The sequence below is a fragment of the Robinsoniella sp. genome (assembly GCF_034124845.1).
This window is the reverse complement of the sequence record NZ_JAWYAJ010000562.1, coordinates 1-14,103: the sequence shown is the minus strand read 5'-3', so window position 1 is coordinate 14,103 and position 14,103 is coordinate 1. Positions and strand designations below refer to the sequence as shown.

Annotated in this window: 14 protein-coding genes, 1 pseudogene and 1 other annotated feature; of the genes and pseudogenes, 5 read left to right on the top strand and 10 right to left on the bottom strand. The window is 42.5% G+C overall.

Annotation, left to right across the window (positions count from 1 at the left end; all coding sequences use genetic code 11):
- From ACH2DQ_RS27905 to ACH2DQ_RS27885, 5 genes are all read left to right on the top strand, one after another.
- Nucleotides 1-449: response regulator transcription factor (locus ACH2DQ_RS27905; protein ID WP_395028726.1), on the top strand; the 449-nt coding region annotated here is incomplete at its 5' end.
- Complete coding sequence (locus tag ACH2DQ_RS27900; protein ID WP_394911575.1) at nucleotides 442-1,803, top strand: sensor histidine kinase; 1,362 nt, start codon at nucleotides 442-444, stop codon at nucleotides 1,801-1,803. The genes ACH2DQ_RS27905 and ACH2DQ_RS27900, both read left to right, overlap by 8 nt.
- Nucleotides 1,804-1,925: 122 nt before the next feature.
- Nucleotides 1,926-2,396 carry a helix-turn-helix transcriptional regulator gene (locus tag ACH2DQ_RS27895; RefSeq protein WP_394911576.1) on the top strand — a complete coding sequence of 157 codons (471 nt, stop codon included), beginning with the start codon at nucleotides 1,926-1,928 and terminating at the stop codon, nucleotides 2,394-2,396.
- Nucleotides 2,393-2,983: an ATP-dependent Clp protease proteolytic subunit gene (locus tag ACH2DQ_RS27890; protein ID WP_394911577.1), complete on the top strand. Its 591-nt coding sequence runs from the start codon at nucleotides 2,393-2,395 to the stop codon at nucleotides 2,981-2,983. Before ACH2DQ_RS27895 ends, ACH2DQ_RS27890 begins: the two co-directional genes overlap by 4 nt.
- A gap of 155 nt (nucleotides 2,984-3,138) precedes the next feature.
- On the top strand, nucleotides 3,139-4,080 hold the full coding sequence (locus ACH2DQ_RS27885) for a zinc dependent phospholipase C family protein (protein WP_394911578.1): 942 nt from the start codon (nucleotides 3,139-3,141) through the stop codon (nucleotides 4,078-4,080).
- 55 nt (nucleotides 4,081-4,135) lie between these two features.
- Here ACH2DQ_RS27885 and ACH2DQ_RS27880 read toward each other — a convergent pair whose 3' ends face one another.
- From ACH2DQ_RS27880 to ACH2DQ_RS27835, 10 genes and pseudogenes are all read right to left on the bottom strand, one after another.
- On the bottom strand, nucleotides 4,136-4,684 hold the full coding sequence (locus ACH2DQ_RS27880; protein WP_394911579.1) for a flavodoxin domain-containing protein: 549 nt from the start codon (nucleotides 4,682-4,684) through the stop codon (nucleotides 4,136-4,138).
- Nucleotides 4,677-5,267, bottom strand: a complete 591-nt coding sequence (locus tag ACH2DQ_RS27875; protein ID WP_394911580.1) for a TetR/AcrR family transcriptional regulator — start codon at nucleotides 5,265-5,267, stop codon at nucleotides 4,677-4,679. Before ACH2DQ_RS27875 ends, ACH2DQ_RS27880 begins: the two co-directional genes overlap by 8 nt.
- Before the next feature lie 347 nt (nucleotides 5,268-5,614).
- Complete coding sequence (ilvN, locus tag ACH2DQ_RS27870) at nucleotides 5,615-6,112, bottom strand: acetolactate synthase small subunit (RefSeq protein WP_394911581.1); 498 nt, start codon at nucleotides 6,110-6,112, stop codon at nucleotides 5,615-5,617.
- A gap of 15 nt (nucleotides 6,113-6,127) precedes the next feature.
- A complete protein-coding gene (ilvB, locus tag ACH2DQ_RS27865) occupies nucleotides 6,128-7,855 on the bottom strand; it encodes a biosynthetic-type acetolactate synthase large subunit (protein ID WP_394911582.1) in 1,728 nt (575 codons plus the stop codon).
- A gap of 93 nt (nucleotides 7,856-7,948) precedes the next feature.
- Nucleotides 7,949-8,240: a binding site (T-box leader), on the bottom strand.
- A gap of 79 nt (nucleotides 8,241-8,319) precedes the next feature.
- Complete coding sequence (locus ACH2DQ_RS27860) at nucleotides 8,320-9,444, bottom strand: aldo/keto reductase (protein ID WP_394911583.1); 1,125 nt, start codon at nucleotides 9,442-9,444, stop codon at nucleotides 8,320-8,322.
- 42 nt (nucleotides 9,445-9,486) lie between these two features.
- Complete coding sequence (gene larC / locus ACH2DQ_RS27855; RefSeq protein WP_394911584.1) at nucleotides 9,487-10,893, bottom strand: nickel pincer cofactor biosynthesis protein LarC; 1,407 nt, start codon at nucleotides 10,891-10,893, stop codon at nucleotides 9,487-9,489.
- A complete protein-coding gene (gene larB / locus ACH2DQ_RS27850; RefSeq protein WP_394911585.1) occupies nucleotides 10,894-11,646 on the bottom strand; it encodes a nickel pincer cofactor biosynthesis protein LarB in 753 nt (250 codons plus the stop codon).
- 87 nt (nucleotides 11,647-11,733) lie between these two features.
- Complete coding sequence (gene larE / locus ACH2DQ_RS27845; protein ID WP_394911586.1) at nucleotides 11,734-12,516, bottom strand: ATP-dependent sacrificial sulfur transferase LarE; 783 nt, start codon at nucleotides 12,514-12,516, stop codon at nucleotides 11,734-11,736.
- 176 nt (nucleotides 12,517-12,692) lie between these two features.
- A complete protein-coding gene (locus tag ACH2DQ_RS27840; protein ID WP_394911587.1) occupies nucleotides 12,693-13,451 on the bottom strand; it encodes a MerR family transcriptional regulator in 759 nt (252 codons plus the stop codon).
- 202 nt (nucleotides 13,452-13,653) lie between these two features.
- Nucleotides 13,654-14,103, bottom strand: a pseudogene (locus ACH2DQ_RS27835) (excinuclease ABC subunit A); the annotation flags it as partial.

Below are 14,103 nucleotides of genomic sequence, written 5' to 3'. Positions count from 1 at the left end.
AATACCATATGCCGATCCGGATAATAATGCTCACTGCGAAAGGTGATATTACCGATGAAATTGCCGGACTTACTTACGGAGCAGATGACTATATCCGCAAACCCTTTGAACCAAGGATCCTGCTCCTTCGGATCGAGAAACTATTTCAGTTAGGGAAACTGCTTACCTGCGGCAGCCTGACACTAAATCCTGACACCAATATTGTGAAAATCCTGCAGGAAGAAATAAAGCTTACCAAAAAAGAATACGATCTACTTTACACCTTCTTCCTGAACCAGGGTATGATATTGTCCAGGGAACAACTGCTTTCCAGCGTCTGGGGAATGGATTACTATGGTGATGAACGCACTTTAGATACCCATATCCGCAGGCTGCGCCATAAAATAGGAGAAAAATATATCACGACCCACATCGGTATCGGATACATGTTGGAGAATCCAAATGAGTAAATTGGCGAAAAAGTTTTTACTGAGTATTTCAGCAGTACTGGTTGTAGTTGTCTTCATATCAGTTGTTGTTAATTCTCAGTTTATCGGAAGATATTATTTATATGAGAGAAAAGCCGAGATGAATGAAATATGCGATGCCCTTATAAACAGTGCAGATTCTTTGGACGAAGCAATTGCCGAAATGGAAGAATCCAGGGATGTGGTGATTGCAAGGGTAGACAATACCACTGATATCGATGTATTAAACGAACGGCTGCGCAGCGCCTTCCTTGATAAAGGCCTGGGATTAGACCGCTACTGGCTATGGGACCAGGATTATCTGAATACAATGGCAAAGGGAAGACAGCTGAGAATCTACAACCAGGCAAAATTACATTACAGTATACTGGTTGAGTATCTGAATTTAAATGAAACATTTGCAGGCGTTGCCATCATTATCCCAAATATCAGCGAGATCGTATCCCTGATCAACGTCATTACCCTGTGTATATTTCTTGCAGCTGTTATCATTATGATGATTCTCATCTATTTTCTGGTAAAAAAAATAACCACTCCCCTTTCGGGAATCAGTGCGCTGACAAAAGATATCTCCAACCAAAAATTCAGCCAAATTGAAATCAAAACGAATGACGAGCTGGAAGACCTTGCCTGCAGCATCAATGATATGAGCCGCAAATTAAAAGAGTCCCAGGACGCGCTTATTGAAAAGAACCGACAGATGGAAGCACTTCTTGGAAACGTCTCCCATGACCTGAAGACACCGGTTGCCCTGATTAAGGCATATACCTGCGGTATAAAAGATGGCATTGACGATGGTACTTTCCTGGATACTGTGATCCGGCAGAATGAAAAAATGGAGCGGCTTATCGAAGGTCTGCTTGACTTATCCCGTATCCGGCAAAAAGAATATCCCAAAGAACCTGTGGCAGTCAGCAGCATCCTCACTGAGATGGCAGAAGAATATCAGTTAGAACTGGAAAACAGACAGATCAACCTTCAGACAGAAATTCTGCCTGATGCCGTAATAAGCGCAAGTCCCGAAGGAATGACTGCTATATTATCCAACCTGATCTCCAACGCTGTGAAATATACCTATGACGGAAATATAAAAATCCGTCTGTATGAGGAATGCAGCAGGTATGTGTTTGAGATCTCCAACGGCGTAGCACCCAATCACAACATCCTTTTAGAACGCATATGGGATCCTTTCTACGTAGCTGAAAAATCCCGGAATAAGGAATTGTCCGGCACCGGACTGGGCCTGTCTATAGTAAGTGCCGCTGCCCAGAAGCAGGGATTTGCATGCAGCTGCAGGATTCAGAATGAAGAGATTATTTTTACGGTACGTTTTTAGAGTTTGATTTGGAATTGCCTTCAAATATGTTCAGACCTAAAAGTGAGCACTTTTTATTAAGACACCCCAGATCATATCTGCTATAATTATAAATCATAGCCATCACGAAGGGGGGCATTACTATGAGTGAAAAAAACGATATCGTTATGGAAATTGTATCCTATATTGAATCCCATCTGCAGGAGAAGATCCTACTTGACGATATAGCGCAGAATATGAATTATTCAAAATACTACCTGAACCGCATATTTTCCAGTGTGGTGGGCTGCACGATGCACAAATATATCCAGAGACGCAGACTGACTGAGGCTGCCAGACTTTTGGCAGAGACTGAAATCCCCATTTCAGAGATATCCAATAAAGCCTGCTATGATTCCCAGCAGGCTTTTACACTGGCATTCCGTCAGTTTTACCAATGTACACCCCAGACTTGCCGCAGCCTTCGCTTCTTTACACCCAGACAGGAACCATTTGTACTCATCCACGAAATTTGTCCTGCAATTCATGTATTTGCCACCAATACCTCTCAAGGATGCAGAACAATTACAAACTATTGTATGCAGATGGCACAGTTAAGGAGGATTGCAGCATGATTATACCCTATGTAGTGGAACAGACCAGCCATGGTGAACGGAGCTTTGACATTTATTCCCGTCTTTTGAATGACCGTATTATATTTCTGGGTGAAGAAGTCACCGATGCTTCCGCCAGCCTGATCACCAGTCAGCTATTGTACCTGGAGGGGCAGGATCCGAATAAGGATATCCAGCTCTATATAAACAGCCCGGGCGGTTCCGTATCTGCGGGATTTGCCATCTACGATACCATGAATTATATTAAATGTGATGTTTCCACCATCTGTATCGGACTTGCCGCAAGCTTTGGTTCATTTTTATTGGCGGGCGGCGCAAAGGGCAAGCGCTTTGCCCTGCCAAATTCTGAAATTATGATACATCAGCCTTCCTCAGGAGGTATTAAGGGCCAGACAAGTGACATTAAAATCCTTTCGGACTATATGCAGAATAGTAAACGGCGCCTTAACCGAATTCTGGCTGAAAATACCGGACACACCATAGACGAAATTGAACGTGACACAGACCGGGATAATTTTATGAGCGCAGAGAAGGCAAAAGACTATGGCATCATTGATCACGTATACGTCAGCCGGGCGTGCAGATGACGGGGATGTATTTCCATAAACCCGAGGGCTTCTGAAGAAATATAGAATATAAAAATGTGAAGAAAATCATAAGATTTCTCTTAAAGTATTGATTTTGGGCAATGATAAGACTAAGATCTTATTAAAACCAGTAACAGATCAAAGGAGATTGAATTATGCCAGGATTTACTTTACATTACCTATTTGGAGTGGAAACTTATGGGATGCTTTCCCCGGGCATCCTGCAAACTACCATTCATGACCATTCTGCCGCATACTGTCTTGGACTTCAGGGTCCGGATATATTCTTTTACTATCCGGTATCTTACCTGAAAAAAGAGAATATCGGCGGGGTTATGCATGAAGAACACGCAAAGGAACTCTTTCAGACAATGTTGGATTATCGGGAACATCTGAAAGAGGAAGAAGAAAAAAATATTATAACAGCTTATTTAGCAGGATTTCTCGGTCATTACACTTTGGATGGACTGTTTCATCCTTTTGTATATGCCAGAACCGATTACCGGACAGGTGAAAAAAACGATAACCAGTATTATGCAAGGCATTTCGAACTGGAATCCTGCTTTGATATTTTATATCTGGAGAAGAAAAAAGGATTGAAGCCAGGCCAATTTTATCAGTCCCGTACCATTGCCCTTTCAAATGCTGAACAGACTGCCATATCGTCTCTGATCAGCCAGGTTTCCCGAAAGGTCTACAAACAGAACTATTCCCCCAAAAATATCTCACACGCCATATCCTGTATGCGGATCGGAACCTCTCTGCTCCATGATTCTACCGGTCTGAAAAAGAAGTTTTACCGCTGGTTTGAGACCCACACTTTTGGATATGAATGGCTCTCACCCATGATACAGACACCCCATGAGATGGACAAAGCCAAAGTTCTGAATGAACATAAGGAATCCTGGGAAAATCCCTGGGACACCAGTCTGATTTCCCAGGATTCCGTAGAAGATCTTTTTAATAAAGCCCTCAGTGCATATCATAAAACATTAATTCTGCTGGAACACAAAATTAGCAGCATACCTGGCAGCCAGGAGCGTCTCCTTGCCAATATCGGTAACCGTTCCTTTCACAGCGGCCTGGAAAATGAATGATATATAAACAATGCAGAAGTGGGATGCCTAAACTGCATCCCACTTTTTCATTATATTAAGCCCATTTACGAACCTGCTCCACCAATTCCCCAATACTGCTCTGATCTGTAAAATCCACAGTTTTTCCGTAAGTTGCCAGAAACTCTCTGTCTTCTGCTGTCTTCTCGCTTTCCGTTTTTTTTGCAATCATATTATTCATCATCTTCATCATGATTTTATGTACCGTTGTCAATTTGCTATAATCCATATTTCCCCGAAAATGATAGATCACCGCCTGGTTCATCAGTTCTTCTTGTAAAGATTTCTTCATCTCCTGACGAATATGTTTTACATTCTCCTCAATTTTGGTATTCGCAAGACCACAGGTAAACAGAACAATCTTTTTCTCTTTTATCTTCTCATAATTTTTTCCAATCAGTGAAATTCCTGCGATACCTCCGGCATAAATTCCGCCGCCATAGATAATGGTATCATATTCCATCATTTTTTCTGCTGACATCTTCCCCTTTTCAAATATATCCCCATGCAGAGCATCTGCAATCCATTCTGCATATTTTTTAACAGCTCCATATTTAGACTGATATATTACGACTATTTTACTCATAATCCTTCTCCTTTTCTGACACTGTTTTATATCTAATCTTTCCTAAAAATGCATCAAAAGCGGCATCCAGCATGCTGTGTATCTCCACATCCTCCAGCTGAACCGAATTCGTTACTAACATAGAAGAAATTCCATGGGTATAGATCAGCATATTCAGGTGCAGTGCTTTTGCTTGATCCTGCGTGATCTGATATACCTCTGCAATTTGCTCCGTAACCTTTTTATTACTGCGTTTTTCATAAATATCCTCAAAGCTGTTCAGACTATCCTGTTTCATCATAAACAGCAGCCAAAATAAATGCGGCTCCTCCCTGGCGAATTGAATCTGGGCATAACCCACACTCCGAAAGGATTTCTCCACCCGGGCAGTTCTGGTAATAAAGTCACCGTAAAACAGCACCGCTCTATGAAACAGATCTCGTTTTAATTCCTCCATATTTCTGTAATAACTATAGATTGGCTGTACCGAACAGCCGATCCTCTCTGCAATCTCTTTTGTTATGACATGTTCAAAGCCCTGCTCTCTGGTTAGTGTAAGAGCTGTATCCAGTATCATTTCTTTTGTTATTCTCTGTTTTGGCATGTTTTCCTCCTCTGGCAGTTTCTTGTTATCAGATAAATAATGTATAGAACCATCCCATCCGGCAAACCAGCTTATATAACCGCTTTTATATAATTTATTGTATATAATACTCTTTATATAAACGTCATTATATATTGTTTAGGGCTTTCTGTCAACAATAATCATTTTTCCTCTTTATATTTCTCAACCTGAAAGTCATTCCTGATAATAGAAGACACCCCAGGCGGCGGATCAACCTTCATCCTGAAATGCCCTGCAACTTAAAAAACGGGAACGGTAGGCATCTGTAAAAGACTGCCCACCGATTCCCATTTCATTTATAAGCTTGATTATGTTTGAAAATTGTTCTACCGCTCCGTAATACTGATAGATTCAATTGCCACGCTGCCGCCACGCACTACTTCAATTGCAGAAAACTCTTTAGCGGCAAGTTTTACCAGATCGTTATTTCGTTCCTCCGTCTGCACACATTCCAGAACCAGACGGTCTTTATTTATGTCCACTACCTTCACGCCGAAGACTTCCGCCATGCGAAAGACTTCATTTTTGTCCTGCTCACTGGCTGTATGGATTTTCAGGTACATCAGTTCCTTCATATGAATGGGAACATTTGTAAAATCAACAACTTTAATAACCTCTACACACCGGTTCAGCTGTTTCTTAATCTGCTCGAAGGTCGCATCGTTGCTGTCTACGCAGATGGTCATTCTGGATACGGTATTATCTTCCGTTTCCCCCACCGTGAGGCTGTGCAGATTATAAGATTTTCCGGAAAACAGCCCTGATATTCTTGCCAGCACACCTACATCATTTTCCACATATAAGGATATCCATCTTTTTTTCATTTAAATTTTCCTCCTTTAACATTCCATTACCATATCGTGAATTGCATTTCCACCGGGTACCATAGGGAGTACCAGCTCATCCCGCTCAATAATAAATTCTATTATAGTAGGACTGTTCCTGTTTTTTTCCGCCTCAATAAATGCTGCCACGATATCATTCTCATCAAATACACGGATTCCTTTAGCACCGTAACTGTCCGCCAGTTTAACAAAATCCGGTGAGTATACGGGACATCCGTTTGTCTTGCAGCCCTCACAGCTGCTTCCACAGCTTCTTCTTCGTTTCATGCAGGTACTTGCATAGCGTTTGTCATAAAATAACTGCTGCCACTGGCGTACCATTCCCAGATAACTGTTGTTGAAAATGCAGATGGTAAGGGGTATTTCACAAGTTACTGCAGTCGCCAGTTCCTGTATATTCATCTGAATGCCGCCATCTCCTGACACGCAGATTACCTGTCTGTCCGGGTTCCCAAGCTTCGCCCCTATTGCTGCGGGCAGCCCGTATCCCATAGTGCCTAATCCACCGGAGGTTAAAAGCTTCGTCTGTTCGTTCATTTCCAGAAACTGCGTTACCCACATCTGGTGCTGTCCAACATCTGTTACCACGATTCCATCTCTGCACTGCTTATTCATAACATCTAAGATCTTATCCGGTGACAATCCTTTGTGCACACTTCTGGCAATGGGATAAGCTTCTTTCCATTCCCGGATTCGTGCTGTCCAAGCTGTTCTTTCGCAATCCTCAGCTTTTTCCAGCATCGCTTCCATTGCTAATCTGGCATCTGCAACGATAGGAACATCCACGTGAATATTTCTGGAAATGGAAGCCGCTTCTATATCCACATGGATAATTGTCGCTTCCGGTGCAAACTCACTGATCTTCCCTGTAATCCGGTCATTGAAACGGGTTCCAATGGAAAATAACAGATCGCACTCACTGATTGCCATATTGGAAGCGTAGGAGCCGTGCATTCCGATATTTCCAACGTAGTAGTCATGATCCGTGGGAATGGAGCCCTTCCCCATTATCGTCGTAATTACCGGAACATGAACCTTTTCCACCAATTCTTTCAATGCCTTTTGCGCACCTGCAATCGGAACTCCGCCGCCAATTAAAAATACTGGCCTTTCGGCACTTTTTAACATCTCCAGCGCCTTTTTAATCTGTCCTTTGTGAACGGTTAAATTGGGCTTATATCCCCTGATCGAAACCGGCTCATCAAAATTGTCCTGGAACAGCTCATTTTGAATATCCTTTGGAAAATCCACCACTACCGGCCCCGGTTTTCCGGTTCTTGCTATATAAAAAGCCTCTTTTATAATCCGTACCAGATCCTTTCTTTCCCGAACCGTTACCGCATATTTGCAGATACTTCTGGTTATTCCTACGATATCAACTTCCTGAAAAGCATCATTTCCAATTAAATGGGTGGGTACCTGGCCGGTAAAGCATACCAGCGGCACACTGTCATAGTTCGCCGTAGCAATACCGGTAACCAGATTTGTAGCCCCCGGACCGCTGGTAACCAGGCATACTCCAACCTTTCCCGTAGACCTTGCATAACCATCTGCGGCATGGATCAGCCCCTGCTCATGTCTTGGAAGAATTACTTCAATGTCATTCTGGTCATAAAGGGCATCAAAAATATCAATTGCATAACCGCCCGGATAACCAAATAACAGATCAACTCCTTCCCGTTTTAATGCTTCAATAAAAGCCTGCGTTCCTTTTCTTTCCATTGTATTTCCTCCTTTACAAAATCCATTATTGTTCTCCGCTTCCGCTCCTGTCGCTGCCCGCGGGAATAAAAAAGCCCTAAGCTAATAAAATTAGCTTAGGGCGAATACGCTGTGATCCGTGTTACCACCTAAATTCAAAGAATAATCTTTGCACTCTGTCAATACGGATAATCCTCTACTGACATGATAACTTCTCATTTCAGTACGGAAAAATCGATACTGCTTTCCCTGTAACGGTGGAAAATTCCGTTGAAGCCTACTTAGGTAATCCTGTTCAGTCCACTGCTCAAAGGCTACTTCCATACTTCCTTGTTAAAGATTCGCACCAACCATCTTTTCTCTGGAACTTCGGTGAGTATGTACTCCTCCTCATCACTGCATTTGTCATTTTATATTATATGCATTTCTGATATTTTTTATTATAACTTTGATACTCCCGAATTGTCAATAGTTTTTTTCGGACTTTACTCAAACATTTGAGCTGCATTCTGAAGTTCTGTTATTATTTCAATATGCTGCGGGCACTGAGCCTCACAAGCTCCGCATTGCAGGCAATCCGATGCCTTACTGCAGCCGCCTGTTACAAAACCATATTCATTTTTTGCATCTTCCAGATTTTTAAAGGTAGCATTTTTATTCATTGCCTTGAAGATTTCCGGAATCGGAATCTGCTGTGGACAGACTTCCATACAGTACTGGCAGTTTGTACATGGAATAAGCGGCATATTTTTAAGCTTGTCAGTAACATCATCAATGACCTTCTGATCTTCATCTGTGATTTTTTCAAACTCCGCCATGAAGCTTAAATTATCTTCCATCTGTTCCATATTTGACATTCCGCTTAATACTGTGATGACGCCTTCCAGGGAGGCCGCAAAACGCAGTGCCCAGGATGCAACGGAATGATCCGGTCTTGCTTTTTTAAATATTTCATCCAGTTCAGGTGTCAATGCTGCCAGTGTTCCGCCTTTAACCGGCTCCATAATGATTACCGGCTTGTTATGTTTTCTTGCCACATCATAACATTTCTTTGCCTGTATAATGCTGTCATCCCAATCACAATAATTAATCTGAAGCTGTACAAATTCTGCATCCGGATGTTTTTGCAGTATTTCATCCAGGCAGTCAGCTGTATCATGGAAAGAAAATCCATAATGTTTGATCAGACCTTTTTCTTTTTGTTCTTTAATAAATTCCCAGGTGTCATATTCATCGTACTTTAATGCCTTATTTCGGTCAATTGCATGCAGCAGATAGAAATCAAAATAGCCTGCACCGGTACGTTCTAACTGGGTGTTAAAGATTTTAGCCACATCTTCTTTTGCATTTACCAGCCAAACGGGAAGCTTTGTAGCGAGCTGGTAGCTGTCCCTGGGGTATCTGCTGGTTAACGAAGCTTTAACTGCTTCCTCGGAATGTCCATCCAGGTATGGATACGCTGTATCAAAATATGTAAATCCTTTTTCCATATACAGGTCTACCATTTTTTTCGTCTGCTCCACATCAATGGTGTTATCCTCCAGCATTGGAAGACGCATCATTCCAAACCCCAATTTTTTAATCTCTGATCCTAAAAATTTCTCACTCATTACGGAATCCTCCTATTTTATATTAGATCTACAGTTTCCTCATTATGTATCCCCACAGGTGCACCGGTATATTTCATTTAACGGCACCCCATGCTGCATTGCCAGTTTCTTTGCACTTTCATACTCCGGGTATATTCTTTCTTCTGCACCGACTGCAGCTATTTTTACTTCCAGTTCCCCATATTTTGTATGAAGTACATCTTTTTTCCTGGGCAAAACAGTGCGGTTCTCCAATCTTTTGCGCAAACCAATCGTTGTAGTATGCCTAAAGATTAATTCTTCCATTTTTCTCATATCAACCGGTGTACAAATTACAGTCATTCGGTATGCCGGCCTGTTTTTCTTCATAAATATTGGTGTAAAAAACACATCCAATGCCCCCTGTTCAAAAAGCCGCTCCATGACGTACCCCAGGTGTTCTCCGGTGCAGTCATCCAGATTGGTTTCCAGAACCATTACCGGATCCTCTTTATCCGTAAAATCCACGTCTGATTCCACATATTCGCCCAGGCTGACTTTAAGAAGATTGGGAATCTCTAAATCTTTCGTCCCCGCACCCCATCCGATCTTTCGGACGTTCATTTCTGGCATATTACCATAAGAAGATGCCAGTTCTGCGATGATTGCAGCACCGGTAGGTGTTACCAATTCTGTTTCAATGTCTATCTGTCTGGTTACCGCACCACTGTCTGCAAAAATCTCAGAAACAGCCGGTACCGGAACCGCCAGTTTTCCATGCTGGCACTTCACAAATCCTCTGCCGTCCTGAATTACAGAAGCACACACCATATCCGGGCGGAGCATATCCATTAAAATTGCGGTTCCAACAATGTCCACTATAGAATCCACTGCCCCTACTTCGTGAAAATGCACTTCTTCCAGTTTCCTGTTATGTACTTTTCCTTCCGCCTTTGCCACACGCAGAAAAATACGCTTTGCCAGATCCTTTGCTCCTGGCGCAATCCCGCTTGCATCAATTATGCGGTTAATGTCTGTTAAGTTTCGATGTTCATGAAAATGCTCCTTGGAATCATGGTGATGTTCATGAGGTATTTGATGTAAATGTTCTCCATGGCTCTCATATTCTAAATGACGGGTATGCTCTCCATGATGATTATGTCCTTCAAAGTGTTCGCGTTCTCCATCATGGTTATCCGCTCCATAGGATTTATGCTCTCCAGCATGATGATGCACTCCATGGTGTTCGCGTCCTCCATCATGTTCTTCTTCACCATAACATCCATCCGCCAGATGTACTTTCACATAATTACCTGTAATCCCGTTTTTTACCGCTTTATCGAAACTGATCTTATATCCGTCCACATGTAACTTTTCCAATTCATTCAGAAAAGTCTGCCGGTCCAGCCCCAGATCCAGCAGTGCTCCAAGAGTCATATCTCCGCTAATTCCTGAAAAACAGTCGAAGAACAATATTTTTTTCTTCTGCATTTATTCTTTTCCTCCCAGACTATTTATACTGTGTGCCATATAGCCTGCTCCGAAACCATTATCTATATTAACCACGCTGATTCCGCTGGCACAGCTGTTCAGCATCGCCAGCAGAGGCGCAACACCGCCGAAGTTTGCTCCGTATCCCACAGACGTAGGCACCGCAATAACAGGTTTATCCGTCAATCCACCCACAACAGAAGCAAGCGCCCCTTCCATTCCGGCAACTGCGATTACCACATTCGCTCTGGTTATCACGTCCAGTTTTGACAAAAGCCTGTGTATCCCTGCGACGCCCACATCGTAGATTTCTTCTACGTGGTTTCCCAGAAAACGTGCTGTAATGGCAGCCTCCCTGGCAACCGGCAGATCAGATGTTCCTGCACATGCCACTGCCACAATCCCTTTATTCATAGCTACAGGTTCCCGATTATACTGGATAATCCGGGCATCTGCTTCATATTCTATTTCCGGGCATATCTTTTTAACTGCCTCATATTTTTCTGCAGAACATCTCGTGCCAAGTATGTTCATAACCTGATGTGAAATCATATTTTCCACGATTCCAGCAACCTGTTCCCTGGTTTTTCCTTCACAGTAGATCACCTCGGAAACACCCGTCCTGATCTTTCTCTGATAATCAATCATCGCATATCCCAGGTCATCAAAAGTTTCTGCTTTCATCCTATTTTCTGCTTCGGCAACAGAAATTTCATGAGCATTTAACTTTTCTAATATTTCTTTTACTTCCACGTCTCCACCAACTTTCCACTCACATGTATCCGAAACATTCCCTCGCAGCTTTTCTAAGCTATTCGAATAAATTTTTTATGCTTTTTGTTATACATCAAAACTTCCGCTGCGGAAGCCTTCCAAATCCAAAGTGACATAATCAAATCCACACGCCTTAACTTTGCTTACAAAGTCCGTATTTTCCAAAAGACATTGAAAATCCTCTTTTCCAACCTCAACCCGGGCAATTCTGTCGTGTACCCGAATCCTGCCAGAAAAAATACCAAGTTCCTTCAGACAGCGTTCCGCATCCTCTGCCTGTTTTAATTTTTCAGGAGTCAATCGGGTTCCATAGGGAAAACGTGATGCCAGACAGGCATTAGAGGGTTTATTCCAGGTAATAATCCCAAGTTCCCTGCTCGCATTCCTGATATCCTGTTTAGAAAATCCACACTCATATAAAAGTGAACAGATTCCCAGTTCTTCGGCAGCAGCAGCCCCCGGGCGGTATACCTTTGCATCATCCAGATTCTTTCCATCCAACACTACTTCATAACCATGTGTTTTTGCCGTTTCCATAATTTTTGACATTAAATTCTTTTTGCAAAAATAGCACCTTTTCTTATCGTTACCGGCAAATTCAGGCACTGTGAAAACATCCATAGCAAGAATTTCATACTGCACATCCCTGTCTTCCAGCAGTTGAACCGCTTCTTCATAATCCCCTTGTGCAAGCATGGCTCCGCTGCACAATACTGCAAGGACATTATTTTTTCCCAGGGTTTCTCTGGCTACTGACACCAGAAAATTAGAGTCTACGCCTCCGGAATATGCAATTGCCACTTTATTTAGTTCTATCAGCCTATTCTTCAATAATTCAAGTTTATCCATGTATGCAGTATGCCTTTCTTCTTTTTCCTATGTTTATACAAGTGCTCTATCGTTTCTGGATAGAGCACAAGTCTGTTTTTCTATAGATTAGCACTTAAAGTCTGCTTTAAGTCAAGTACTTTTTCATCAGAACTCTCATTTAAACTTTCCTTTGAACTTTCGTTGAACCTTTACTTCTATACTGTCCCTGCCATTCTTTTCATTATCTCGATCTGTCCCGCTGCAAATAACGCATTTTCTTTTGCCTCCTGCAAAGATGTAAGGAGTTTATCACATGCAGTTATGATATCATCATCCTGCTTTGGGGTATTAATGATTTCCCGGATATTTGTCCCCGGATCTATTGACAGCGCATTTAGCATTCTTAATATAGAAGAAAGGGAATAATTGGCACAGCGGAGAGAACGGATTATTTTTAGACGCTGCAAATCATCTGCCGAGTATACACGATATCCATTTTTCAGCCGCTTAACGGTAAAAAGTCCATTTAGTTCCCAATTTCGCAAAGTATCAATCGTAACATGAAGATAATGTGCCGTGTCCTTTCTTGTTAACAAAAAATCCTTGTTATTCGGTTCCGTTTCCATACTGGATAATAACTTATGGGTAATCTGAATTGCTTCTTCGGCATTACTGATCTCTATTTCCACTTGGTCTATATAGTGACGGGTTAATTCCGCCGCTTTCTCATAATCACCAGCCGCGGAAGTTTTTATTATGTCAACCGCCTTTTTACGTAAACCATTCTGCAGCATCTCCGTCTGAAGCGCAGCTCTGGCTAATTTGAACTGCTCCACATGCAGATCCGTAAACACACGGTAACCATTGCTTAATCTTTCCGGTTGTGGAATCAGTCTGCATTTCTCGTATAGGCGCACAGTATTTACATGTATATCAAACATTCTGGCGATATCCGCAGTCTTGTATGTGTTCATTTTCCTACACCTCCATTCTATTTCTTCATATTACGGCTGATTCCTTCAGCAAGCAAATACATTTATTCCCGCGGGCAACGAGCCAAACGGACACGCTGGCGCGTTCATTTGGCGACTGCCGGCTTTCGGCTTTCGGCTTTCGGCTTTCGGCTTTCTAGTGTAAAGGAGAGCGTACCGAAACGCAAGCTTCATAGCTAACAGCTCATAATTGTGCCAAAACGCTCCCGGTAGCGGAAACCGGATGCTTCTTTACCTCCTCCGGCGTTCCCTGAGCAACAATCTGTCCGCCATAACTACCTCCCTCCGGACCAAGATCCAGCACCCAGTCGGAAGATCGGATCACCTGGGGATTATGTTCTGCTGCAATCACGCTGCCGCCCATTTGAACCAGCTTTCTGAATACTTCGATCAAACGCTCCGTATCCTGAGGATGTAGTCCGCAGGTGGGTTCGTCAAACAGATATAATATCTGTCCGCCTGTCTGTTTGCACAATTCTTTTGCCAGTTTTAACCGCTGGGCTTCACCGCCGGAAAGCGTCACTGCAGATTGTCCCAGTCCAAGATAACCAAGTCCAACTTCCTGGAGAACTTTTAGCTTTTTCAATATATCATTTTCCTGTTCAAACAATACCGCAGCCTCATCAATACTCAG